This is a genomic window from Helicobacter valdiviensis, assembly GCF_003245365.1.
In the GTDB taxonomy this organism is placed as follows: domain Bacteria; phylum Campylobacterota; class Campylobacteria; order Campylobacterales; family Helicobacteraceae; genus Helicobacter_D; species Helicobacter_D valdiviensis.
On sequence record NZ_NBIU01000016.1, the window covers coordinates 16504 to 42704 of the forward strand.

Below are 26201 nucleotides of genomic sequence, written 5' to 3' on the forward strand. Positions count from 1 at the left end.
CCTATAACTTTTCACAAATTATTTGGAGATATGAATTATGGATGGTAGATTATTTACATTTGCTGGGCTAATAAGCCACGATCATGATTTTATTATTGCGATACACACGGTTTTGATTGCAATTATTGCATTAATTTTAGCTAAACTTGCCACTTCAAAAATGCAAGTTGTTCCAGGTGCTATCCAAAATGTATTTGAGACATTTTTGGGCGGTGTTATTTTTATGGCAAAAGATGTAATTGGTGAAGAAAAGGCTAGAAAATACTTGCCATTAACTGCTACTTTAGCGTTTTTTGTGTTTTTGGCTAATTTTATTGGTATTATTCCAGGTTTTGAAGCACCTTCATCAAGTCTTAGTTTCACCCTAACTTTAGCGGCTTTAGTTTTTGTGTATTACAATTTTGAGGGAATTAGAACTTTTGGTGTTGGAAAGTATTTTGCACATTTTGCAGGACCTGTAAAAATGTTAGCACCTTTGATGTTTCCTATTGAGATTATTTCACATTGCTCAAGATTAGTTTCGCTCTCTTTCCGTTTGTTTGGTAATATTAAGGGCGATGATATGTTCTTGCTTGTAATGTTAATGTTGGCTCCTTGGGTTGCCCCATTACCAGCATTTTTAATTCTTACATTTATGGCTTTTTTGCAAGCATTTATTTTTATGATTTTAACTTATGTATTTTTAGCAGGTGCTGTTTTAGAGAGTGAAGAGGCACATTAAAAGCTATCTTATTAGTGATCCAAATTTATATCCCAAAGAACAAAAGGAGTTTTGCTCCTTTTATAGTAAGATTTTAGATACTTACCAAATAGATTTTGCTTGCTATCGCGATAAAAGCGGGCAATACAATCTAAAACTTCTTGAAACCTTTTTAAAACTTAATGCAAAATACAAAATCCCCTCTTTGATAAATAGTGATTATGATTTAGCATTTAGGCTCGGTTTTGATGGGCTACATTGTAATTCTTTGCAAATAGATTTGATACCGCAAGCAAAAGCAAAAAATCTTTTAGTTTTTTTTAGCGCACATAATGAAAATGAGCTTAAAGAAGCCTTTAAAAAAGGAGCAGACGCCATTACTTTTAGTCCTATTTTTCATTCTCCAAATAAGGGGGAACCCTTAGGAGTGGAGGAGCTAGAAAGAATTGTCAAGAATAATCCTCATATAAATATTATAGCCTTAGGTGGTATTGTTAGCAAGGAGCAAATACAAAAAATCTCACATATTCCACTTTTTGCTTATGCTTCTATTAGATATTTTGTTTCTTAAAATTTTGTTTGTGTAGAGAGTAAATATTTAATGGAATATTTTGGTATAAAGATAATCGCATTTGTTTATTATTTTTGTATGGCACTATTTTGAAAATATTCCTCTAAAATTTTTATAATTTTTTGTATTTGCAGGGCTCTTGAATCATTTTTTATAATCCAATTTTCTAATTCTTTTGGCTTGTCTAGCAAGTCTTTGGGAAGATTTTCATTAGGATAATCTAATAAATCTTGCACATAGGCTTTAAAATCTTCTTTGGCTTTTGTAATGTCTTCTTTTCTAAGTTCCACCCCATTTTGTAAAAGTTTTTTTAAATCTTGCATAAAATCTTCATTAAGCCCAAAACATATTACAATCTCCTCATCGCAATCTTGTGCTTGGATGTATAGAGGTGCTATTTGTCCTAAAAGTTTTTCTAATTTTTCTCTTTTGGATTTAAAGAGATTTTTTAGTTTTTGTATCATGTTTTATCCTATGATATGATTTTTAACATTTTAAAATTATCTTTGCTAATATTCATTGTAAAGTGCTTTACAACTTTCTAGATTTTATGATATTGGCAATATTTTACATTGCTATCCTTATATCTTTTATTTTTTGTAGAAAATTATATCAAAAAACAACATGATAACCTATGCAAACTATTTTTATTTTTTCTTTTGTGTGCTGTGATAATCATATGGCTAGTAATAATGTAATTTGTGTATGTTGTTTAGTATGCTAGATTTCTATCGCTTTGGCAGTAAGTTTAGGTGTGTATATGTGTGAAAACTAGAATATTTTCAATTTTGGCAGAATAAAGACATTTGCGTTTTGATGGCACAAAGATTTTTCCTCAAATCCCGTAAGTCACAATCCTCCCCTAGGTCTCTAGGAAATAGGCTTTTTAGAATTAGATTTTGCAAAATTGGATCTTTTAAAATCATGATTTTTAGAATCAAGTCCTTTGGAATCTTGATGGGCTATCTCGCACTCTTTTTCACCATGTTTGCCCCCGCGGAATTTTGCTTTTCTTGCAGGATGTGGGCGATGCCTACACAGCCAAAAGTATCATCAATAAACACTCTGCTTTAAGTCAGCCATTTTTAGGGCAAATCAAACATGTCCTAAAACCTGCATCACTCAAGTCCTATTTCTTCTTAAAAAGTGCTAAAACTTCTTCTTTACATGGGCTTTTTTCTAGAATCTCATAAAAATTTTTATTTTCATAAGTCCCAAGCTTTTCTACATCGACATTATGACTTGCAAATTCTTTCAAAATATCTTGCATTGGAAATTCTTCATCGTTAAGATTTAATTTATCCTTAAATAGCGATAGAAAAATAAGCAGTGCAGGAGCTTTAACCGCAGCATATTCCACAATAGTATCAGCACGTACTGATAAATTATGCCCTAAAAGCTGCAAAAATCTTGATAATTTCCCTTTTGGCTCATAACGATAGCCATATGGGCTTAAATAATGCTTGCCAATGATTTTAGGATTATAGGGCACATCTTTTAAATCCACTTCCACCCCATGCTTAAACAGCAAGTAAATCAAATCAAGATTGACAAAAAGGCTTAATAGCTTCTTATCAGTCATTTCTTTTGGATAACGCTTTAAGAGCCCTTGAAAGAAAAAATCAAGCGATTCTTCATTGAAATCATTAAATCTACCACGAATATATGGATCTTCAAGATTAAGATAGCTAAAAAATGCGATATTAATTGTATTATCAAGATGATCAAGCGTAAATTCTAAAATCTCTTTAATTTCTTCGCTCAATTCTGAACCAAGTGCGACGCTTACGCCAAAGTTATTTTGCTCATCAATAGTTACTTTGTAACCTAGTGTGGTGAGGAATTTTGCATATTCTAGCCGATTAAAACGCAAGCAAGTTTGCATAACTTTATTGCTGATAGGGACATGAAAGCCTTGCGATTTTGCACTTTCTACAAAAGCGCTAAAAAACTCTTCATCAGGCATTGCATTGCTCACGGTGCCACTTGGCACATAAAAGCAAAGCTTTGAGATATTCTCATATTGCTCATTTTGCAAGGGCGCTATTTTTTCTAAAATAATCTTAGCTTGTTTGTAATCGCGTGCTTGAACAAGCTTGCATAATAGCTCATAGCTTGGATTGTCCATATCAAATACCGCTTTATACCACAATGGCGGATTGTTTTGCAAAGGGCAGTCTATAAAGATACATTTTGATTGCTCTATAAGCTCACTTGGCAAATCCCAAGCATTAAGATCGCTACTAAAAGACTTGCAACCCTCAAACATAGAATTGATATTTTCAGCCTTCTTTGGCTTCCATTTAGAAAGATCGCCATTAAAAGATTCACAGCCGCTAAACATGGATTCAAAATCTTTTACGCTTGTAACTTTCCACTTGCTCAAATTTGCATTAAAATCTTTAAGCCCCGCAAAAAGATTGTTCATTTCTTTAATCTTGCTTGTATCCCAAGATTCTATCCCGCTAAAATCCTTTCTATTGGTGCGAAAATGAATGAGGCCACCCATAGAATAGTTAGCAAAAAGAGAACTTAGGCTTTTTATAAAGCTTAGATCAATCTGCCCTAGAGAGATAGAATCTAACTCCACTAATATTTTTAGCTCAAAAAGACTAAAGGGAATATAGCAAAGGTTTGGATATTTTGGTTTGAATTTTCCTTTTTTATCATAAAAGGCAGATTCTTGCAGGGCGGATTCTATACTTTTGCCTTTTATGATAGATTCTAAAATCTTTCTTAGCTCATCAAGGCTACTCTTTTTAAGCTCTTTTCTCACCTCTTTGCTATAGTCTTTAAACCCATCGGCGTTATAATCCACATCAATAAACTCGCTAAATTCTGTATGGATACCTTCCCCGCTACTCTTGCCGCCCTTAGAATCTACCACAACCTTATCAACTAGCGTATCTATGGCATTATAATAGGTTGTCAAAATATCTTTGCCAATATTTTTTATCGTGCCACTTTGCAAAAGTGCCAAAGCCTTTAAGACTTCAAAATTTTGCACAGCATTTTTAAGCTCTTGTGGTGTTTGTGATGAATTTGTCTTATTTTCTTGCGACAAGGCTTTGCTGAAGTCTCTTGCCTTTAAAAGCGATTGAATGGTTGTATAAATTGTGCTTAGCTCATCGCCTAAAATTGCCTTGTGAATGAGCCATTGATCAAACTCATTGCTACTAGCTTCAGCATAAGGAATGCCAGTGTCAACTTCATACTCTAGCTCATATTCTTCTGGATCAATCTTTTCGTATTTCTCATTAATGTAAGCATCCATATGACCTTTTAGCGTTTTTAAGTCCTCTTTGCTAGGATTTGTTTGTAAGAATGCCTGAAAACTCTCTAGATTTTTTATATCAGCAATATTTTGCATAGCTATCCTTAAAATATATTTCTTACTTTTTTATTAAAGATGGTGCATAATTATATCAAAAATAAAAATGACACAATAAACTGTGAGAATGTTTTTTCTAACTGTATGACTAGTGATAATATAATTTTGCGTATATAGTTCAAGTTAGATTTACTATTGCTTGGTGAATAAGTTTAAGGGTGCATTTTATAGAATTTAGAAAACTATCATATTGTAAAAATAAAAATTTATGTCATTATTGAAGTATTAGCAAAACTTCTAGTCTTTCCCTTATTTTATTTTTCTTAGGCTCTGTGGTGCGGAGTTTATCTCTATTTGCAAGCAATATTCCTTTTGGTTTCAAGTTTTAAGATGCCTACACTACATCATTATGCAGGGCATATTTTAAGATTTCAAAAATCTCCATTGCTTCATCTTCTTCATATTTTACGAATATTTCTCGCTCATTTTCTAAGTCCCTATTATCTTGTTCTAAAAGTCTTAGTGCTTCCTTTTTATCCCCAAGCTCGATTAAAAGTAAAACTTGCATTAAATGCTTGTTATACCATACTACATCTGCATTTTCTTCATATTTGTAGATAAAGTCATAAAGCCCCTTAATCTCGTTATTTGTATCAACCTTAAAGGCAGTGAAAAGATCTTGCATACTCCTTTCATAGGCTTTTAGAATGTCTTTGCAGGATTGTTTTGACATATTAGTTAAATCAAATTCTTGCAATTCTTGCAGGCTTTCAAATTCCATACTTTTAAAAGAAAATGGAAAAGATCGCAAAGAAAATTCTTTATTTAATGCCCTAAATTCTAAGTCTGGAAAATCTAAACCTATGGCTTTGCACAAAATCTCATCGCCTTTAAGGGATTTTACGCGAAAAGAAATATCAAAAGAAATAACAGAATCTTCACAATCTAAATAATGCTCAAAACTAAAAAATAACCCCTCCATTGTCCCAAAAGTCGCATATTCTTTTGTTTGTAGATAAAAATCTGGGGCAAATTTGGCTATATTTTTACCAAAACCTTTGATTGCAGAATCTAGATAAGTTTGCATGGATAATAGTCCTTAAGAATTATTATATAATTAGACTAATTGTAAAACATAAAGGTTTATACATGCAAAATTATTATCAAGAATTTGATGCACTAATCACTGAAAATAAGGCGACTTTAAAGTATTTTGAAAATAATTTTAGCGCGATTAAAAAGCAGGTAGAAACTTGTAAAACGCATGAAATCTATAGCACAAAGGCTGATGGTTTAGGGATTTTAAGCCCAAGTCTTATCACAGATAAAATCTGCAAAGGGTATCGCAAGGGCAAAAGGCTAAAAAATAAGCCAATGGCGAAAGATTATTGCATTTATGAGCTAGATTCTAATCATAAGCCTTTGCGTATTTGCCATGTAGGTGATGTGAGCTTTTATTTTATCGCGCATAATAATGCGACCTTTGCGCTACCTTGTATGGATGATGAGGGGTATAACTTCTACCCCACATATTCTCACAAGATAGAATACAAAAATGATAAGTTATATAAATATTCAAAGATTGATAGCAATTCATTGTGGCAAGAGGTGTATGAGTTTAAAAATGAGAATGTAGCAGTATGCTATCAGTATTATTATGTCCAAAATCTAGCAGGAAGTAATCAGGCGATCCCGCCAGGAGAAAAGGGCTCTCCAGCAAAAGCTTTTAGATTAGAGCTTTCTTTGGATAGAGATAAAGTTACTAAGATTTTGATGTATGAGTTCCCGTGTAATAAGCTTGTTTATACATGGGAGAAGTAGTAAGAGATTTTGTAAATCAAAAAGATTTTACAAAATGATTAAGCTTTCTAAATTTTTAATTGATGATATTGTGTTAGCTTTTTACCATTTTGTCTATATTCGCGCAAAAAGGAATTTAAAGGATTCCTTTTTCTCCGATATTTTCTAAAATTGCCTTATAGTCTTCAAGATAATCTTGTATAATCTGGCTATCTTTATTTTCTTTGATATAGTCCGTGATAACCTTTTTTTCTTCTTGACTTAAAGGTGTAGAGGTAAGATAGGTAAGCCATTTAAGACGCTGCCATGGCTCGTAGCACTTGATAACCTCCTTTAATAAAGGTCCTTTCAGCTCTTTTTCCATCTCTTCTTTGCTAAAGATTTTATGCTCTAGTGCTAAGATATACAAGCCACTATGCTTCAAATCAATATCCGTTTCTTTTAGCCCATATGCTTTATACAGACGCAACATCTCTGCCATACTTTCATCGCTGATTTTCCTATCATTGCTAAAACTATACATGCTCCTTAAACCATGAAGGCTTTCAATGCACTCTCCTGCTTCAAATAAAAACTTTACAATATCTACGCGTCCCACCTCTGTGGCATTGTCTAAAAAGCTCATCTTTCTTTTTTTATCTTTTTCTCCGATTTTTAGTGCGATTTTGTAATCTTTAGCATTGTCTTTTATAAGCTCCAAAAGCTCTAGTGGGCAGTTTCCTATCGTGTCTTCTTTATAAAATTCTCTCTCACCCATAGCCACTCCATAGATTCTAGCTAAATCTTTATCACTCACTTTTTTCTTTTCAAGCAATGCTTTTAGTCCTTGTAGTGCTAAGTTATAGTAGTTTGTGAAATACGCCTTTCCCTTTTTATAGCCACCCTCACACATTTCTTTTAAGAGATCGCAGATTTCTTTCACGCTTTCTGGGATTTTTTGTGTTTCTTTAAGCCATTTTGGGAAATTATTTTCTAGTTTTGTCCTATGAAAGATATTGTTTTTATTTTCTATGGCATTTTTAAGCCCAGCCTCGCTAAGTTTCCAAGAATCTAGATTTTGATTAAAATTCTTGCAATCATAAAACATATCTTCAAAATTCTCAACCCTAGAAACATCCCATTTATCTAAAGGCTGATTGAAAATTTCAGCACCATAAAACATTCCTTCCATATTTTTTACTTTGCTTACATTCCAAGATTCTATATTGTGGTTAAAATAAGGCGAGCAACCAAACATAGAGCTCATATCCACGACATTTGAAGTATCCCATGATTCAATCCCGCTAAAATCTTTTCGCTTAACCTCTCCGGTAAATAAACGCGACATATCAGTAATAAGGCTTGTATCAATATCACTAAGTTTTATATTCTCTTGCTTACATAAAGCTTTAAGTTCGGCATTGCTTTTTGGGAGATATTTGGCGTTATTCGCACTTTGTGAAATGCTATCGCGTTGCTTTTTATTCCACACTTCAAGCATATTTGTAGGACATTGATAAAAAATCTCTTCACAATTAAGCAATGCTTTAGCACTTACATTCCATTTGCTTAAATCTTGGCGGAAGTTTTCACAATATCTAAACATACCCCGCATATCTGTTACATTACTCACATCCCAGTTGCTTATATCGCGGTTAAAGTTTTTGCACTCATAAAACATATGGAACATTTTTGTTACATTGCTTACATTCCAAGATTCTATGCCGCTAAAGCGTTCGTTATCCCAAGAGGCGAATTTAAACAACTCACTCATATCTGTAATTTCGCTTGTATCAATCTTAGCAGGGCTAATCCCGCTATTTATAAGCTCTTCTAAAAAAGCTTTATGTTTTGGTATGTATTTGCCATTTTCACAGACGCAAGACCAGCTTGGATAAGCTTCATCTTCATGGATTTTTGAAAACCAAAACATCTTCTCACAATCAATGCCATTGTCTAAATCAATCTTTTTGCCCCAAGATTCTAAATTTTGATCAAAGCTTTTTGCATGTGCAAACATTTCTCTAAAACTCTCTACATTTGCAATATTCCAAGCATTAAGTGGTTGGTTAAAACTTACTGCTTCATAAAACATTCGCTCCATATTTTTCACTTTGCTGACATCCCAAGCTTCTATATTATGGTTAAAAAACTCCGCTTCTTCAAAGCAAGATTCCATTGTGGTGACTTTACTTACATCCCAAGTTTCTATCCCGCCAAAATCCCTGCGTCTGCTATTTTTAAATAAATCTTTAAAATTTGTGATCTTGCTTACATCAATATCGCCCAAATAAATATTTCTATCTTTGATAAGTTTTTTAAGTTCGGTTTTATTTTTTGGCGTAAGTGTAACGCCTTTACTTTTAGTCACTTTAAAAAGTGCGTTTAAGGATTTTTTCTTATCTTTTGCATTGTTGAGTTTTGAAAGGATATTAAAAAGCTCGTATTCATCACTGCTATGAATGCTTCTCCCTGCATAAACTGCTTTATCGTCCCAATGCTCTTGCTCTAAATCGCCTAGATAAGATTCTAGATTTTCTATGATATGTGGTGGGATATTTGCACCTTTACTAAAAAGCTCTAAAACAACTGCTTTTTTAGCTTCCCATTCTGTCGTGGGTGATTTTCTTAAGTCTTCTATCGCGTCTAAAAGTTGTGTATCTAAATCTTGTGCCATAATTTCTCCTTAACTTAAAATTATTTAAAAATCTTATTTAAAAAAGCCCTTGCAAAGCCACTTTCTTTAGAACCCAAAAACTCCTTTATAAGCTCCTTGCCATTTGCTTGTGTGTTAAGATTTACTAGCTTATCGTTTAAATCTTCTTTGTCATAGATAATAAATGGAATTTGTCTGCCAAATTTTTGCTCCATAAAGCCACTATTTTGGATATAGTTAAGTGCTTGGGTTACAAGCTTAAAATAATGCTTAAGATCAGTTGTGCGGCATTCTGCCCATTCCTCTTCAAATTCTAACTTTTTTGCTTGAATCTCTTTGATATCAGGTTCTGTTATTTTTTGAAAAGTGTTATCAGCCTCATATAGCTCTATGGTTTCTATCATATTATCTAGGAAGTTTTTATATTCCCATTTTGCTTTTTGCAAGGGGATTTGTTTGGATTCTGCTACCTTTTGTGCGTTAGAGAGTGTGTTAAATCTAAGCTTTAAAGTAAAGCAAGGGGATTTGTAATTATGAATTAGCCCAAAGGCGTAAATATCGCTAAATTCCTGTGTGTCAATGTCTTCAAGCGCTTGGATTAAATACAATACATAATTTTTAAAGACAAGATAAAAAGGATTTTGCAAGTCATTATTCTCCCTTGCTTCCTCTTCTAGCTCATGTTGTATTTGTAGTGTAAGCTCTCCTTTGCATTCATCATATACTTTTATATTTTTAGCCTTAGCAAGCTCATACACTTTTTCTATTACAAGATTTTCTGATGCCCTCTCATCTAAATCATAATATGTTTTTCTGCCATTCTTTTCTTCTTCATATATCATGGCTGGCAAATCTATTTCTAAAAAGAGATTGCAAAGATGAAGTGGTGGTTCAAAGCTAATGCAAGGCTTTCCTGGTGTGTAATTTCGCTCCTTTTGATACAAATGCAAGGCTAGAGGGAAATTCTCTTCTTTTGGTAATTCTATCTTATAAGCCTCATCTCCCCAAGCATAACGCATAAGATTCCATAATGCAAGAGCTTTAAAATCCATACTTGTTTTAAAAATATCTGTGCCATATTCTTTGCTTTTCTTTGCATTTTTACAGAGTAAGTCAAGCCCTAGTGAGATTGCCTCAAAGTCTTTATTGATCATAGCAATATATAAGGCACATTCATCTCTATAAGTTTTGGAGTTTGATTTTACATTCAAGTTGTGCGTTAGTTCATCTAATGCTTTGTTTTTATGTGTAAAATCATTATAAAAAATCATAGATCGTGTAAGATAGAAGCTACTTAAATAAGCCGTGTAGTTTCCCATATATTCTTTAGGATAGACTTTAGGGAAAAGTGCGAAATTATTAGCGCACAATATCTCCTCCCATTTCAATTCCTCCCTTCCAAAAGAGTGTTTTATACTCTCTGTATAAAGCACATCATCTAAAAATTCTACATTCTTTTGCGTATAGCCATCTTTTATAATATTATACATAGCTATGTATTTAAAATCTATCGTATCACAAAAATCATATTTGCATAAACGCTCTATTTGTTCTTTTAGACTTTTATGTTTAAGCTTACGCTCATAATCTTCTAATAACTCTTTCTTATACTGCTCTATGGAGAGTATTTTATAGTTTTGCCTATCTTCGCAAAGCTCTAAAATCTTTGCTCTTTTCTTGCTATCAATTTTCTTTTGTGCGCTTAATTCTTTCTCAAAATCCAAGTTTGGCTCCTTGTATAATTTTGCTAACTTATTATGGCCAACATTATATAAAAAAAGTTATAATTTATGTTTTAATTTGCAAAGAAAACTTGTAGTAAGGAAAACCATGAATTTAACAGAAGAAAAAGTAAAATCACTAGGGCTTGATACTAAAGAAGAGGTAGTGATCCCAAAGGATATTAAAGTCATTGAAAAGGATACATTTAAATACAATACAAAGATACGCAAAGTCATTCTAAATGAGGGATTAGAAGTTATAGAAAAGCATGCTTTCCGCAAGTGTGAATCCTTAGAAGAGATAAGCTTCCCAAATAGTTTAAAGAGTATCGGAGAATATGCGTTTTATGATTGCTGTCTTAAAAAACTAAAATTGAATGAGGGATTGGAGGTTATAAAAGCTTGTGCTTTTTTGGGTTGTAAATCCCTAGAAGAGGTGAGCTTCCCAAATAGTTTAAAGAGGATCGGAGAATTGGCATTTAGTGAGTGCTCTAGCCTTAAAAGTTTAAAATTAAATGAAGGTTTAGAAAACATAGGATCTCAGGCTTTTCTTGGGTGTGAATCCTTAGAAGAGATAAGTTTGCCAGATAGTTTAAAAGAGATGTGGGCAAGTGCGTTTTTGAAAGTCTATACTCTCAAACGCATTCATATTTCTAAAAACCATAAATATTTTGGCTATGAAAATAATGTGCTTTATAATAAGGAAGGCAAATTTGTTATTGCTGTTGCTAATATGCAAGAGAGTATGAGTTTTCCAGAGTGTATAAAGAGAATTGGATACGAGGCATTTATCGAATGCTCTAGTCTTAAAAAACTGCATTTTAATGAAGGATTAGAAATTATAGGAGGGAATGCCTTTTATAAATGTAAATCCTTAAAAGAGATAAATTTCCCAACAAGCTTAAAAACGATTGAAAGAACCGCATTTGATAAATGCTCCAGCCTTAAAAAACTAAATTTTAATGAGGGATTGGAAGTTATAGAAAAGCATGCTTTCCGTAATTGTGAATCTTTAGAAGAGATAAGTTTGCCAGATAGTTTAAAAGAGATTGAAGAAGGTGCGTTTTTAAGAGCATATAAGCTAAAACACATTCATATTTCTAAAAATCACGAATATTTTGGCTATGAAAATAATATACTTTATAGTAAGAAAAAAAGGAAGGCTGTTATTGCTATTACAAACGCAAATGAGGGCATTACATTCCCAGAGTATATCACCGCAATCCCAGAAGATATTTTTAAAAATCCAAATCTTCCAAAAGTAGCTTTTGAAAATAAAAATTATAAAATTAGCGAGAAAGATTGCTATTCAAAAGGGGTGAATGAAGCGATAAGCGCACATTTAAAAGGCTATATGTTTAAAAAGGCTAAAAAAGAAAAAGTAGCTGAAATTATGAGTGTGAGCTTTGAAGGTATTTTACAAGAGATTGCTAAAAACTATGGGGTAGAATGCAAAATAGAAACTAAAAAATGCGATCAGGAAAAAATCGTTTGTGTTTTGCAGTTTCAAGAACGCACAAAGTTTCTTGCCACGATAAAAATCAAAAATCCTACTTTTAAAGAGCAATTTGAAAGCTTTATAAAGCTTATAGTAGATAAAGAAAGCACTTTTGAGAGTTTGCAAGATTTCACTAAAAAGAATAAAGATATACGCCATAGCAGGGCTTTTGCGCTAAATCATTGTATCCCTTATGTGAAATTTTCAAAACTAGAGAAAGCATTTTTATCATCAGACTTAAAAGATCTTAGAGTGCAAATCCCACAAGGTGTAGAAGTGATACTAGAAGAGACATTTAAAAGTATCAGTTCTTTAGTATCTGTTAAGATAAGTGAGGGTGTAGTAAGGATTGAAAAGAGCGCCTTTAGGTTTTGTAGCAGGCTTAAAGAAGTTGAGCTTCCAAGCACTCTTGCTTACATAGGCAACCATGCTTTTTCCTTCTGTGATGATTTAGGGCAAATCAACATTCCAAATAGCGTTACACAGATAGGTGAAGAGGCGTTTTATGGATGCAAATCGCTTAAGAGTGTGGTATTGCCAAACAAGCTAAAAGTGATAGAAGAAGGAGTATTTAGATACGCCGGTTTAGAGAGTATCACAATCCCTGCAAGTGTAGAACCTCTAAAAAAAGCTAGTAAGTCTTTTTATGAATGTCCTTTGAAAGTCATCTATGGCACAAAAGATTCTGTTGCAAAGCAAGTGGCCAAAGATTTAAATACACAATATATAGAAATACAAGAATAAAGGATAGCAATGGGAGTAAAGATTAATACAACCGAGTTAAAAAAGATTTTAGAAATCACGCCAAGTGAGCAAAATATCATGCTAGTAGGGAAGCACGGCATTGGCAAATCTCAAATTATCCAAGAGCATTTTACAAAAGAGGGATTAAAGGTTGTTATATTATTCTTAGGGCAGATGAGTGATCCGGGTGATCTTATCGGCTTACCGCATAAAAATGAAAAAAGTGGACATACAGAGTTTATCCCACCCTTTTGGTTTCCGCTTGATGATACACCTATCGTGCTTTTTTTAGATGAGCTTAATCGCGCAAGGCCAGAGATTTTGCAAAGTGTTATGGATCTCACACTTAATAAACGCCTAGCGGGTAGATCACTCCCAAAGGGTTCGCGTGTGATAAGTGCGGTAAATTTTGGTGATGAATATCAGCTAAGCGATCTTGATCCAGCACTGACAAGTCGTTTTAATATTTATGAATTTGTTCCAAGCATAGAAGAATGGCTTTTATGGGCTGATAGTGCCAAGATTGATTCTAGAATCATTGCTTTTATTACAGAAAATCCAGATTTACTGGATACACAAGAAGGAATAGAGGATTTTGGGCTTGATAAATTCCCTGATCGTAGAGCGTGGGTGAGAGTTTCTAGCATTATTAAAGATGTAGAGGATATAAGTAGCGATATTTATAAAAAAGCAATTTGTGGTATTGTAGGTGTAAAAGTGGGTGTGAAATTTACAGAAACTTATAAGGATAGTAAGCTTATAAGTGCAAGTGAGATTTTATTGCATTTTGCTAAAGCACAAAAAAAGCTAAGCAAATACAAAACGCCAGATTTTGCAAAAATCAATGACTCGCTATTTCGCTATATTGAAAACAAAAACTACCAAGATAGCGAGGTTCAAGAGATAGCCAAAAATTTTGAACTTTATTTTGATTATTTACAAGAAAAAAAGGCAAATGAAGTGTTAGGACATTTTACTAATCTTTTTATTAGTCACACTTATCCTAAAGTAGTGAGTTTTGTTATGAGCTATGCTCTAAGCTTACAGCAAAAAATCATTGGCTTTGTAAGCTCACTATAAATGAAAGCAAAATAATGGATTTAAAACAAAAATTTCAAAAAATTATCGATTCGTGGTTTTTGAATGAGCCCTTTTTGTTTGAGATTTATTGCACGCATACGCTTAAAGCTTCTAGCCTTGAAGCTCCTATGCGAAGCGGTAAAGGCTTAATAGAATATGATAAAGATTTATGCCAAGATCTAAGCCAAAATGCACTAGAAGAGTTTTTAAAGCTAGAAGTGTTTCGCATAGCGCTAAACCACCCCTATCAAAGACAACCTATCAATGCTAATAGAGTGGCACTCTATCTTGCAAGCACCATTACAATTACTGATAATTGCGATTTGAAACTTAATTTGCCTATGCCAGAAGATTTTGGATTAGAAGAAAATTATGCGTTTGAAGTGTATTATAGAAAGCTTTTTGAGATTTTAGCAAAAGAAGAGAGCGAAAGCATTAGCGATGATGAGGATACAGATGAAAAACAAGATTTACAAGGCTTTGGATCTGCAGGTCCTAGCGATGGCACAAATGAAAATCAAGATATACAATCTATGGATTTTAAATCTGCAAACCTTATGGATTTAAATCTCTCTGAAATTGCCCAATCTTGCACGCAAAATTGGCAAGATGATGAGGTGAGATCTGAACTTATACAATCCATTGTAGAAAATGCTTTAGATAATCCAAAGTCATTTGGCACGATTCCTGGCGATTTTATAGGATTATTAGAGCTTTCTTTAAAGGCCAAGATGGATTATCGGCGATATTTACGAGCCTTTAGGCATTCTATCCTTTCAAATAGGCGTCGCCTTGTGAGAAATAAGCCAAGTCGCCGTTATGGCTTTGCATATTTTGGTAGCACTTATGAATTTAGCACAAAGCTTTTAGTTGCAGTAGATGTGAGCGGTTCTATTAGCAATGAAGCTTTGCAAAAATTCTTTTATATCATCAATAGATTTTTTAAATACGGCATAGAAAGGCTTGATGTCTTGCAGTTTGATACAGAAATACAAGGCGAGATAGTAACTTTAAAAAAGGCACAAAAAAGTGTAGAAGTGCAAGGGGATGGTGGGACTAACTTTGAGCCTGTGATACAATATTATGAAGCACATAAAGAATATGATGGGCTTATTATCTTTAGCGATGGATATGCACCTCCTGTGAAAGCAAAGAATTCGCGCCCAAAACTTTTTGTTCTTGAAAATTCTGAGCAATATAGTGATTTTTTAGAAAATCCTTTGCCAAAGGGCTCTAAATGCACTTATCTTACATAGAGTGTAAAATTTTAAAACATATCTGTTTCTAATATTTTTAGAATTTAAAGTGTTTTAAAATTTTTCCATAAAATTTTATAGAAATAAAACTTAGAATTTTAAAGCAAATTTGTTTAAATGGGTTTAAATGTTTAGCATAGACAAAAGTGTATTCAAAACAAGGTTGCATACGCCTAGAAGTTTTAAAAAAACTTGCTCCACTGCTTTTATTTAAAAATTTATTTTTTCTTTTGGCGGTTTCTAAAATAAAGGCTTGTAAAATTCTATATAAAGGTTTTTTATTGTTTAAATCATATCCTATAAACGGTATGGTTAAGCTAACTTCATTTTCTAAAAAACTTAAAAAGCCCACAATATTTTCTTCTTCATATAAAATATAAATTTCTATTAAATTATTCTCACACATTTTTTGGATATAGTGAGCTTGAAATTGTATATTGTGTGTAGAATATTTTTGTAAATAAAGCATATCATAAAGCTCTTTTATACGGTTAAAATCACTATTTTTATCTGCTTTTTTAAAATAAAATTCTTTTTGCTCTAGTAATTTTTTATCTTTTTTATAGTCTCTGCTTTGCTCTAAAAGCGAAAAATCATTCATATAATAAATTTGTCTTGTTATAATAGGATAAAAATCTTGCTTTTTTAAAAAGTTAAATAGTCTTGGATTTTGTATTGCATTTACTGAGCGAAATGCTATAGCTTCTTTGCTTGTTTTTAGTTGCGCGAGGAGATTTTCTAAACAAGTATGTAAAAATTCTTCATCTTCATAGTAATTTTCAAATAAATTTGTGCTAAAAAAATAATTATCAATAAAAATGAGCCTATCAATATAACGCACAATAGGGGTAAAAAAATAAATAAGCATAAACGAAATAAAACGCAAAAATTTAGAATTTAGCTTATTAATTTCATCTTTTGCGTATTGAATAATAAGCCCATACAAAGATGCATTAAAAGTATTAGGAGTATTTTTAGTATTTTTGCTAAGCAAAAAGGTTATGGTGTGATTTTTATAAACTTGCTTATATGTTTTAAAATCTACATAAAGATTTCGGATGCAAGTCTCACTGGGTATGCTAAAACTTTGGATAAATTTTTGACTAAAAGTTTGAGTGTAGCAAAAATCTAAATTTCTCTCATCCAATCTACCATTAAACTCTATATCAAAAGTGCTAGCATCACTTAATTTAATTTTATGTTTAAATGCAGTATAAAAAAGCCCAAAAAGACTTATAAAGCTGGCCTTTATAGGAATTTTATCTAAAATGTCTTTGGCATTTTGATAATCTTTTAAAAGTTTTAAAAATTTCCCTTCTTTGAGTGATTTTAGACTAAAAAATACAAATAAACTTATACCAATTCTATAATTTGGATTAGAAATCTTAGTGTTTATTGTTTGAAAATCTTTTTCAAATTTAATATTTTTTGCGACAAGATGTAGCCCACTTGTAGCTCTAGGATTGCATTCTAATACATGCAAACAATTATTTTGCAATATAAAATCAAAAGCAAATTGTCCGTTAAGATTATGCATTTCTCCAAATTTAACCATAAAATCAAAAGAAATTTTTAATAAATTTTCATCTTTAATGGGTGTAAAATAACTTCCAGCAGAATTATTAATAAGATATTTTGGTATATAAAGGCTATGGACTAAGAGTTTTCCTTGATGGAAAATACCATAATTGCATAAATTTAAACCTTTTAGTTTTTCTTGCAATACATAGGGATAAAGTGAGTTTAATTCCAAATTTTCTATATCTTTTTTGCCGATTTCTCTTATTACTTTTGCTCCAAACCGCGAGAAAACAGGTTTTAAAATATAAGCATCTAGGTTCTTTATTTTGGTTAATTCAAATTTATTTTGGATAATTTTGGTTTTTGGAAAACAAATATTAGTGGTTTGGGGTAAAAAAGAAAAAAATTGATATTTATTATGCAAATTAAATAAAAGCTTACTCTCGCAAAAGAAAAATTGTATTTTAGAATTTGGAAAATGTCTTAAAAAATCATCCCTTGCCATAGCAAAATAAAATATTTCCTCACAATTTGCAATCACAAAATCCATTTCTAAAAAAAGCTTAAAAATTTCATTTTTAAAATGATAAAAATCAAGTTTTGGCGATGGTAAGATAAGTTTTTTTAAATTTTTATGAGAATGAAAACACAAGGCAAAGAGTGAAAAATCAAGTAAAATAATTTCATGGTTTTTAAAGATCTCTATCCATTCTAAGACAACAGGACTCCTAGCACCACTTAATAATATTTTCATTCAATCCTCTAAGATTAAAATTCTTTTTCTTTTTTGTGTGAAATCTTCCCTTTTGTAAGGAGAGAATTTTAAATTAAAAGGTTTTAGATTGAAATTTTCACACATTAAATTTAATTCTTCTTGCACTTTTTTTTGAAACTCTAAAGGTTCTAAAAAAACTTCTAAAATCATACTTTTTTTATGATAGATAACGGTATAATTTTTTATTCTAATATCAACACTTAAAATGCAACGCCTTAAAAAATCAGGAAAAAGCAAGAAATTCTTATTATCTTTATCTAGTAGGTGTAAAATTTCATCGGCACGCCCTTCAATAAAGCTAAGATGTGTGAAAGCACTTTTACAAGGGCAGGATTTTTCACTCAATACCAAAATATCATCGAGTCTATAACGGATGATGTTTTGGGTTTGTCTTTTAAAATCTGTAATAATAGGAACAAAGCGATTTTTACCTATCCATTCTTTTTCAATAAAAACCAAATCCTCATTTAAATGTAAATTTCCATATTCGCAAGTGTGAGCTAAAAATCCTTCAGTGCATTGATAGATTTGATGAATAGGTTGTTTGAAGTATTTTTGTAATTTTTCTTTCACTTCTAACTCTAGCGTCTCTGCAACGGAAATAATTTTTTCAGGATTTTTTTCTAGCTTGATATTGTCTGCTATGTATTCAAGCACAGAAGCAGGAGCTATAAGTATATCTGCTTTAAATTCTTGTAATTTTTGCAAAAGTAAATAAAGCGGCTTACTTAAATCAAAATAGCAAAAATCAATCAAGGAGCTTTTCGTCCCTTCATAAAGATTATTATTAGAGCGTAGAAAAAAGGCAATCTTCCTTTTTTTATAATAGGGTTTTGGTAGCATTCTTTTTAGAATATAACCGCTCCAAAGTGCAATTTCTTTATCACTTAAAAGAAAAATTCCTCTGTTGCCACTTGTGCCAGAACTTAAACCTACACTTAAATTTGCTTTTAGCTTTGTGCTAAAATTCCTTGTATTTTCAGCATTTAATGCAAGAGTAAAAGCCTCATCTTGTGAGATATGAAAACAATTTGTTTGGCTAAAATTTTGCATAAAAATGCTTTTATTGATAATGGGAAAATCCTCTAATTTTAAAGATTTTGGATAAAAGTCGCTTTTTAGCTTCTTTAGCATTTTTAAAATTTGCTTTTTTTGGTATTTTTCTAGTGTATTTTTATCATAAAAATTTTTAGTTTCCAAAAAACTTTTTAAGGTATAAAATAGTTTAAACATTTTGCGCCTTCAAAAAATTTTGTAATTTTTCTATACTTGTTTTACAATGGCTTGGCACAAAAAGCACTTTAGGGTTAGAGTGTTGCATATTTTGTAAGCATTTTATGGTGTGGTAAAATTCTTGCGTATCAGAAAGCAAAAAATGTGTAAGTTTTGAAGGTAGGGCATTATCCATTAAGCTTTTATAATCCCAAATAGAATCGGCTATGAGAAAAATTTCTTGATTTTTATAAGTAAAAAATAATCCATATTGCCCTAAAGCATGCCCAAAAAGTGGAACAATAAAAAAGCAATCTAACCATAAATAAGCTTCTTGGAAATCCTTATTGAATGCACTTTTTTGTAAAGTTTTAATATCTATTAGTCTTTCTTTAAAATCTTTTGGTAAGAGATTTGGCAAAACCCCTTGTCTTAAATTGCTCCATTTATTTTTATGGATAAAACTTTCATAAGCTTCTTTAGAAGCAATAAAAGATACTTTTTCAAAGTCTTTTAAACCTCCTATATGATCGGCATGAAAATGTGAAATAAAAATAAAATCAATTTTTGTGATATTGTGTAATTTTAATTGTGATTTTAGCGTAGAGTTAAGACTAACAGGTGTGCTTAAAGCATAAAGCTTTTCAGGAAAATTTGTAGTGGCTTTAAAAAAATGTTCGCTATAGCCACTATCAAATAAAATATTGATTTCTTGATTGTTATGCAAAACTTTAAAAAATACACAAAGTGCAGGAAAATCTACTTTTTTAAACGCACCGCCCTTAAAGGCTAAACATTCAAGATTTTTACAACTCCCTGCTATAAAGACTTTCATATCAAGAATTAAAGACATAGCGTTTTAACCCTTCATCAATAGAGTAAATAGGCTTATAACCTAAAATCTCTTTTGCTTTGTTTGTGTCTAGCGTTTGAGAATAGCTTATAAGCCCTAAAGCGTAATGAGTAAGAAGTGGCTCTTTGCATAATTTTAGCTTGGCACTAAGCTCACTTAAGGTTGCAAAGAATCTTAAAGTATTTAGAGAAAATGCTTTAAATTTGATATCTAAATTTAAAATCAGCCCTATTTTTTCATAAATTTGTTTTATATTTAAGGGTTCATTATTGGTAATATTAAAAATATTGTTTTCTTTAAGATTAGCATTTAGAGCTAAAAATATAGCGTGTGCGACATTTTGAGAATAAGTCACATCACATAATATCTCTTTGTTTTTTATTAGTGGTAAAAAACCTTTTTTTGCAATACGAGCAATCCTTGGAATAAGCACACTATCATATTCTCCAAATATTCCCCTAGGACGCAAGATAATGCACTTTAAAGAAGAGTTTAAGCATTCAAGTTCGGCTAGAAATTTGGTTTTTGCATAAAAATTAACAAAATTTTTTGGGATAAAATCTTCTTTAATATTAAAACGATCGCAAAAATCAAAATACACGCTAGAGCTTGAAATAAAAATAATCTTTGGGATTTTATAATATTTACAAGCTTTGATAATATTTTGCGTGGCTTTTACATTGTGGATATAAAAATCATTATATGCCCCCCAAGGAGAACTTAAAGCAGCACAATGCACCACGCAATCTGCACTCTCAAAACTCTCCATAACACTTTTTTCATCACTTAATTCGCAAAATCTAAAAGAATGGATATTTTTACCAATATCTTTATTTCTTCCTAAATTTATAGTTTGGATATTATTTTTATCTTTTAAATAATCCAAAAGACTTCTTCCAAGCCCCCCTGTTGCACCTGTAATGATAATTTTCATGGCTTTTCCCATATAATTAAGCCAAGTCCTAGACCCGCAGAAGTGCCAATTAGCATAATTTTATCCTTACTTTTTAAAACATTTTTATTAAAAAGTTCTTTAAGTGCAAAAGGAATAGAGGAGGCAATTTGGTTACCATGATTCTGAAAGATATTAATAATTTTTTCAGGATTGATTTTTAGCATTTTTGTCGCATGAGCTAGAGAGGAAAAACTTGCTTGATGTGGGATAATATAGGAAATTTCATTGATATTTATTTTTGCTTTTTTTAGACTTTGGGTGATAAATTTTGGCAATACTTGCATAGTAAGTTTAAAAAGTTCTTTGCCTTTCATCTCAAAAAACCCAAGTTTTTGATAGTCTTTTGTGTGTTGAGGCGGATAAAGATAACCACCTGCTTTAATTTGGCACAAATCATAACCACAAGAGTGTGTTTGAAAATCTGAAAAAACTATTCCTCCAGTTTCACTTTGTGAGATAATCATTGCACTAATGCCATCTCCGAAAATTCCAGCGGTATGGACTTTTTCCCAATCAAGTCCTAAAGAAGCTATGTCTATGCTTACAAGTAAAATATGTTTATGTATATCTAAAAGTCTAGCACCTATATCAAAAGCACGCAACATAGAAAGACAAGTCATATTAATATCAAAAGTTTGTATAATAGGATTTGCGTTTAAAATTTTATGGATATAGGCTGCATTGTAAGGGATTGCTACTCGGTTAATAGCACTGGCACAAATAATGCATGAAATATCATTAAGGTTTAGTTTGGCAACTTGCAAAGCTTGGTTTATAGCTTTGAGTATATGGGGTTCTAAATCCTCATCTTGTTTGAAAAAATATCTTGTTTGAAGTTTGGTTGTTTTTTCTATAATTCCTGATTTAAGATTGAAATCTTTTTCTATTTTAGCATTTGTAATATTTTCTCCTAATGCAGTTCCAATTCCAGAGATATTGGCTTTAATCATTATGAAAGTCCCTTAGAGTTTTTGCAATTATATATTTTTTTATAAAAATTTGAAAGTCAATATGTATATAGGTTGTTGCTTTAAGATTTTACGATTAAAGAGGGTAGGTGGGCTTTTCTAGCTTTTAGTAGCATAGCAGATATTTATAAAGACTAATTCTTCAAGGCTTTGTGGGTTGTTTCTCAAAGCTCTATTTAATGCAATAACTTGTTTTCTTCTTTCTATATTGTCTATATCAAAATAAAATTTTAAAGATTTAGCAAACATTTCTAAAAATATTCTTGAAACTCTACCATTACCCTCGCGAAATGGATGTAAAAAATTAAGTTTATTCCAAAGATTTGCTAGAAGTTTTGCAGATGTTTTAATATCAATTGGAGAAGAGCTAGATAGGCAAAAGTCGTTTATGGATTTTAGCTCTTTTGTGAATATAGATTCTGCAAGACTTGAAATCTTATCACCTCGGCAAAATTGAATGATAAATTTGCTAAAATTACCAGACAATCCTAAATCATACCTATCCTTGCCAGCCCACTCAAAAATATCTTGAAAGAGATAAAAATGTATCTCTTTGTAGTTGCTATAATTAAACTTTTTAAAATCCCAAAAGCCAATATCGCTTTTTAGCTCTTTGGCTCTAAGCTTGGTTAGCTCTCGCATTTTAATTTCTAAATTTTTGCCAGATAATCCAAGCTTATTTTGGGCTATAAAATCATAAAAATGCTTATTTGTTTGCATAAGCACGCATTTGCTCTTTTAACTCCTCCCATTGATCAAGGGGCATTATTTCTCGTATCCACTCATCAGGATCGGTTTCATAGCGATAGTCCTCTTCGCCATCCTCATTTGTGCTAGTATAGACTCCTGGCTCGTCCCAAATCTCATTTTCCCACTGCTCCATATGATTATCAAAGCCTTCTATTAGCGTCTCTACATCTCCATCGGCTTTATCAATAAGGATTTCAACTACAGGAGGCATTTCCCCATCAATAAAGCTAAGATTCCAAGCATTTAAAACAGATTGTAATATTACCATTCCATCACCATAACAAGTATCCAAAAGGCTCTCATCATCAATGTTTTCTTCAAATTGTTCTAAAATAGATTCTTTACTATCAGTTAAATAAAATGGAATATCCATTTCGCTTTCATCTTCTTCATATTCGCCATGCTCTTCTTGCCATCTCTCTTTAATACGATCAATCATTGTAGCTATATAAGCATTATCGTTATCATGGGCTATACTAAAGGCAGTTTCACCATCATTGTTACGGATAAAAGGATTGCAATTAATGAGCATTGCCACACCTCCATCACTGCCTAATCTTGCCGCGTGGTGAAGCAGTGTATTACCCTCTTCATCTTGCATATTTATAAATTCTTCATCATCAACAGCTAAAAAGATTTGAAGCTCTCCAATGTTGCCATTTTCCATTGCGTTTAAATAATAGCTAAAGTCTTTTTTGTCCATAGTAATTCTCTCCCTATTTATTTAAAGTGTTAAATATAAATTTGTTTTTAAAAAACACTTTATTTTACTATAAAGTTGTATTGAAAAAAATAAAGATAACCAAAAATATTAATATTAAAATATAATCAATAATTTATATTTATGGCACTTTTAGTGTTTTATTATTTAGTTTTTAGGTATTTATTGAAGATTTTTAGTGTTTATTTAGGATGATAATATTTTTATTAAGAGATTTTCAATAATCTAAAAATTTTGTAAATCCTAACTTGAGTTCTTCTTTATTAAAATAATAAGAAATTATTGTGTTTTTTACTAGCTTATATCGCAAGTAATTTTAAGTCTTTGCATATTTTTGCTTGTTTTATGCACTCTTTATTACTTTTTTAAATGTATTTAAATTATAATTGTGATACTTTGGCTTTGATAGAAACATTTATTGTTTCCTTTAATTATGAAACATTTATACAAAGCTAATTCTATTTTGTTTAATCATTCTGGCACGATTGATAAGAGCATAAAGGGCTATATCTTCATCATTATATATTTTTCCTTCAAATTCTTCATCCCCATCAAACTCAATACTTTTCCATTCTATAATCTCTGCTTTAGCATTAGTAATAAAAGAAATATATTTATCTCTTTGTTTATCGTGTTTAATACCTGCTCGCATTGGTTTAAGTGCTTCATCATACCAAATCACTTCTAGATTTTCTTCTTTGATGATTCTTAGTGCTACTTCTTTTGTTAGATATTCTTTGATGTCTTTTCCATCGTATTTTTTTCGCATATAATTCATTTGCAACATTTTATCAATGGCTTCTTTTTCACTATCAAAAGAATAGTCAAGTTCAACACCTCCCCTTTCTCCAATATAAACAGCTTCGTATTTATTATTGTTAGGATTAAACCAAATTGTAAAATGATATTCTCCTGCTGTATAATCATAATCACGCCAAGTTACATAAAACAACTTTTCTTCTTTTATAATTAATTCTGCTTGTTCTCTTGTCATTGTTTTTCCTTTGTTTAGTCTATAAAATCTATATTAAAATACTTACAAGTTAAAGTAATATATTCTAAATCATTATCAAAATATATGCTTATCAACATCTCTTCTTCTTTTTCAATATAGCCTATTATATCATCCCAATTATTTCTTATCAAATCGATAAAATTAGCTTCTAATTGATTAAAATTTTTACAATATGATTTTGAATGTAGTAACTTATAATCATAAAAAATAATTTGCAAATCTTGTATATCTTTTTTTTCTGATTTAAAAAATATTTCTAAAGTTTTTTCATTCATTGCGATAGAATAAACAAAAAAGTCATTTTTTAAATCTATTTTTACATCCTTAAGATAAAATTCTCTTTTAAATAAGCTTCCATGCTTTAAATTCTCAAATTTCATTATTTTGCCTTTTTAAATAATTTTCTACAATATCTAAATCTTTGATGTCTTCTTACAATGTGGTTTACCATCTAAATCATATCTGGTGAGTTTATCTTTTGTCTTTATAGAAACACTATTATATCCCTTATTTAAAGTATTTTTTATTTCCATGGCTCTTTACCTCCAAGCAAGCATATTAAAGTATTATCTTCTAAGATAGGATGCATACAAGACGCATCAGGAGTTGCATTAATATCTTTTATTCTAGGAATAGTGATTGTTCTTTTTTTAGCCATGAAAAGCCTTGTGGGTTTTTTAAGTATGTTTTCTAGTTGCTCATCTTTAGCATAAAGAAGCTTTTCTTCTAAAGAGCAATCAAAATTTAAAGGAAAGGGTTTTAGGGTGTTTTTACTTAGAAATTTTTACCAAAGTATAAATTATTTTAAAAACTTTTAATGGTAAGGTTAGCTTTTTCATTGTCAGCTAGTTGTAAGACCTTTTTAAAGAGTTCTATAAAATCATTACCATTGCTTGTTACAAAATAATTTGATAGGTCTGTAATATCACTACTGATATTATCACCCCAAGGTGGCATAAGCGATAAATTTTCAATATCCCAAATTATTTGTTTTGGGGTAAAATTTTTAAATTCTTTTTGTATATTTTCTAGTTCATTTAACGCTAAAGAAGCTTTTGAAAAATTTAATTTACCTTGATATACTTCATTCATTAATATAGGGAATCTACTTCCCCGGTTTCCTTTTTCAAGATGATAAGCCACATTGCTAAAAAATGCATGTAAAAAATCACCACTGCCTATTTCATACCAAAAATCATTTATGCTAAAACCCACCATCAATCTTCCTAAATTTACTTAGTTTTAAATTGAATAAGTATATCACAATTTTTTAATGCGAATTTTTTGTTTTATTTTTCTTGTATTTCTTTAGAAATATTTTGTCCTCTAAAGTCTATAATGAAGATTTGTTCAGTTTTTGGTGGCAAATGTTGCAATCTTTGTTGATATTGTTTGGTAATAATATTAATTAAATTGTTTGCACTGGATGTTTTATCAAGATTATAGTTTTTAATTTCAATGCTAGAACCATTTTTGTATAAGTCTGGACGAACAGAATGTTTTGTTCCGTATGGAACTTCATTGCCATTAAGAAAAGATTTCTGTTTTTCATAATCATGGTATAACTTTGATATATCTTCTTCAGATTCTCGCCAATGAGGTTTTTTAGGTATATTTGATATAGATATTTGTTTTATTTTGCTATCGTTTTTATTTTCATTTTCCAAATATAAAAGCATTTTTGCTTTCTCTTTAATTTTTTCTATTTATCTCTTCTTTATTCTTTTCCCTCTTAATTCACTCTTATTTTTTTACTTTATCCTTTTTCTTAACTTCTCTTTCTTTTCATTTCTCCCATTATCTTTGCTTTTTTCACTCTTCTTTTCCTTTATCTATCTAATCTCTTTATCTCTTTATCTCTTTATCTCTTTATCTCTTTATCTCTTTATCTCTTTATCTCTTTAACCCCCCCTGTTTTTTTATTTATTTTTTTATTTATCTTGCTTTGTTTATCCTCTAATCCTCTAATCCTCTAATCCTTTCTCCCTTTCTCCCTTTCTCCCTTTCTCCCTTTCTCCCTTTCTATCTTTCTATCTTTCTATCTTTCTATCTTTCTATCTTTCTATGTCCCCCTTTCCTTTTCTCCTTTTTACTC

At 31.0% G+C, this 26201-nt stretch carries 23 protein-coding genes; 6 read left to right on the forward strand and 17 right to left on the reverse strand.

Features of this window, described 5'->3' with window-relative positions; translation table 11 throughout:
• Window positions 1-37 precede the first annotated feature (37 nt).
• On the forward strand, window positions 38-721 hold the full coding sequence (locus B6S12_RS06270; protein ID WP_111229950.1) for a F0F1 ATP synthase subunit A: 684 nt from the start codon (window positions 38-40) through the stop codon (window positions 719-721).
• A complete protein-coding gene (locus tag B6S12_RS06275; RefSeq protein WP_111229951.1) occupies window positions 705-1271 on the forward strand; it encodes a thiamine phosphate synthase in 567 nt (188 codons plus the stop codon). The genes B6S12_RS06270 and B6S12_RS06275 overlap by 17 nt, the downstream gene beginning before the upstream one ends.
• A gap of 68 nt (window positions 1272-1339) precedes the next feature.
• Here B6S12_RS06275 and B6S12_RS06280 read toward each other — a convergent pair whose 3' ends face one another.
• The 3 genes from B6S12_RS06280 to B6S12_RS06290 form a co-directional block, all read right to left on the reverse strand.
• Window positions 1340-1735 (reverse strand): hypothetical protein, encoded by a 396-nt coding sequence (locus B6S12_RS06280; protein WP_111229952.1) that lies wholly within the window; start codon window positions 1733-1735, stop codon window positions 1340-1342.
• Between the two features lie 665 nt (window positions 1736-2400).
• A complete protein-coding gene (locus tag B6S12_RS06285) occupies window positions 2401-4641 on the reverse strand; it encodes a BspA family leucine-rich repeat surface protein (protein WP_111229953.1) in 2241 nt (746 codons plus the stop codon).
• Window positions 4642-4996: 355 nt separating this feature from the next.
• On the reverse strand, window positions 4997-5689 hold the full coding sequence (locus tag B6S12_RS06290) for a hypothetical protein (protein WP_111229954.1): 693 nt from the start codon (window positions 5687-5689) through the stop codon (window positions 4997-4999).
• A 62-nt stretch (window positions 5690-5751) separates the two neighbouring features.
• On the opposite strand from B6S12_RS06290, the gene B6S12_RS06295 reads away from it, so the two are divergent.
• Window positions 5752-6423, forward strand: a complete 672-nt coding sequence (locus B6S12_RS06295; protein ID WP_111229955.1) for a hypothetical protein — start codon at window positions 5752-5754, stop codon at window positions 6421-6423.
• Between the two features lie 115 nt (window positions 6424-6538).
• Here B6S12_RS06295 and B6S12_RS06300 read toward each other — a convergent pair whose 3' ends face one another.
• Both B6S12_RS06300 and B6S12_RS06305 read right to left on the reverse strand, forming a co-directional pair.
• The gene (locus B6S12_RS06300; RefSeq protein ID WP_111229956.1) at window positions 6539-9058 is read right to left on the reverse strand and encodes a BspA family leucine-rich repeat surface protein; all 2520 of its coding nucleotides are present in this window, start codon (window positions 9056-9058) and stop codon (window positions 6539-6541) included.
• A gap of 20 nt (window positions 9059-9078) precedes the next feature.
• Window positions 9079-10761, reverse strand: coding sequence for a hypothetical protein (locus B6S12_RS06305; protein ID WP_111229957.1), 1683 nt, complete (start codon window positions 10759-10761; stop codon window positions 9079-9081).
• Between the two features lie 106 nt (window positions 10762-10867).
• Here B6S12_RS06305 and B6S12_RS06310 point away from each other — a divergent pair, with 106 nt between their 5' ends.
• The 3 genes from B6S12_RS06310 to B6S12_RS06320 are packed head-to-tail and all read left to right on the forward strand — an operon-like array spanning window position 10868 to window position 15336.
• Entirely contained in the window at window positions 10868-13000 is a 2133-nt protein-coding gene (locus B6S12_RS06310; RefSeq protein WP_111229958.1) for a leucine-rich repeat domain-containing protein, read from the forward strand.
• A gap of 9 nt (window positions 13001-13009) precedes the next feature.
• Complete coding sequence (locus B6S12_RS06315) at window positions 13010-14080, forward strand: AAA family ATPase (protein WP_111229959.1); 1071 nt, start codon at window positions 13010-13012, stop codon at window positions 14078-14080.
• Window positions 14081-14094: 14 nt separating this feature from the next.
• Window positions 14095-15336, forward strand: a complete 1242-nt coding sequence (locus B6S12_RS06320) for a VWA-like domain-containing protein (protein ID WP_111229960.1) — start codon at window positions 14095-14097, stop codon at window positions 15334-15336.
• A gap of 37 nt (window positions 15337-15373) precedes the next feature.
• Here the strand turns inward: B6S12_RS06320 and B6S12_RS06325 are convergent, their stop codons facing one another.
• The 12 genes from B6S12_RS06325 to B6S12_RS06375 form a co-directional block, all read right to left on the reverse strand.
• On the reverse strand, window positions 15374-17611 hold the full coding sequence (locus B6S12_RS06325; RefSeq protein WP_111229961.1) for an ATP-grasp domain-containing protein: 2238 nt from the start codon (window positions 17609-17611) through the stop codon (window positions 15374-15376).
• Window positions 17612-18865 (reverse strand): F390 synthetase-related protein, encoded by a 1254-nt coding sequence (locus B6S12_RS06330; RefSeq protein WP_111229962.1) that lies wholly within the window; start codon window positions 18863-18865, stop codon window positions 17612-17614. It lies immediately after the preceding gene.
• Window positions 18858-19697 (reverse strand): MBL fold metallo-hydrolase, encoded by an 840-nt coding sequence (locus B6S12_RS06335; protein ID WP_087725890.1) that lies wholly within the window; start codon window positions 19695-19697, stop codon window positions 18858-18860. Before B6S12_RS06335 ends, B6S12_RS06330 begins: the two co-directional genes overlap by 8 nt.
• Entirely contained in the window at window positions 19681-20631 is a 951-nt protein-coding gene (locus tag B6S12_RS06340; protein ID WP_111229963.1) for an NAD-dependent epimerase/dehydratase family protein, read from the reverse strand. The genes B6S12_RS06335 and B6S12_RS06340 overlap by 17 nt, the downstream gene beginning before the upstream one ends.
• Entirely contained in the window at window positions 20628-21602 is a 975-nt protein-coding gene (locus B6S12_RS06345; RefSeq protein ID WP_111229964.1) for a 3-oxoacyl-[acyl-carrier-protein] synthase III C-terminal domain-containing protein, read from the reverse strand. The genes B6S12_RS06340 and B6S12_RS06345 overlap by 4 nt, the downstream gene beginning before the upstream one ends.
• Before the next feature lie 117 nt (window positions 21603-21719).
• Window positions 21720-22340 carry a Fic family protein gene (locus B6S12_RS06350; protein ID WP_111229965.1) on the reverse strand — a complete coding sequence of 207 codons (621 nt, stop codon included), beginning with the start codon at window positions 22338-22340 and terminating at the stop codon, window positions 21720-21722.
• A complete protein-coding gene (locus B6S12_RS06355) occupies window positions 22327-23073 on the reverse strand; it encodes an ankyrin repeat domain-containing protein (RefSeq protein WP_111229966.1) in 747 nt (248 codons plus the stop codon). Before B6S12_RS06355 ends, B6S12_RS06350 begins: the two co-directional genes overlap by 14 nt.
• A 460-nt stretch (window positions 23074-23533) precedes the next feature.
• Window positions 23534-24085, reverse strand: coding sequence for a hypothetical protein (locus B6S12_RS06360; RefSeq protein ID WP_111229967.1), 552 nt, complete (start codon window positions 24083-24085; stop codon window positions 23534-23536).
• 14 nt (window positions 24086-24099) lie between these two features.
• Window positions 24100-24486 (reverse strand): hypothetical protein, encoded by a 387-nt coding sequence (locus B6S12_RS06365; RefSeq protein ID WP_111229968.1) that lies wholly within the window; start codon window positions 24484-24486, stop codon window positions 24100-24102.
• Between the two features lie 143 nt (window positions 24487-24629).
• Complete coding sequence (locus tag B6S12_RS11675) at window positions 24630-24764, reverse strand: hypothetical protein (RefSeq protein ID WP_281267885.1); 135 nt, start codon at window positions 24762-24764, stop codon at window positions 24630-24632.
• A gap of 146 nt (window positions 24765-24910) precedes the next feature.
• Window positions 24911-25324 carry an immunity 70 family protein gene (locus tag B6S12_RS06370; protein ID WP_111229969.1) on the reverse strand — a complete coding sequence of 138 codons (414 nt, stop codon included), beginning with the start codon at window positions 25322-25324 and terminating at the stop codon, window positions 24911-24913.
• A 71-nt stretch (window positions 25325-25395) separates the two neighbouring features.
• Window positions 25396-25773, reverse strand: a complete 378-nt coding sequence (locus B6S12_RS06375; protein ID WP_146239348.1) for a hypothetical protein — start codon at window positions 25771-25773, stop codon at window positions 25396-25398.
• Window positions 25774-26201 lie beyond the last annotated feature (428 nt).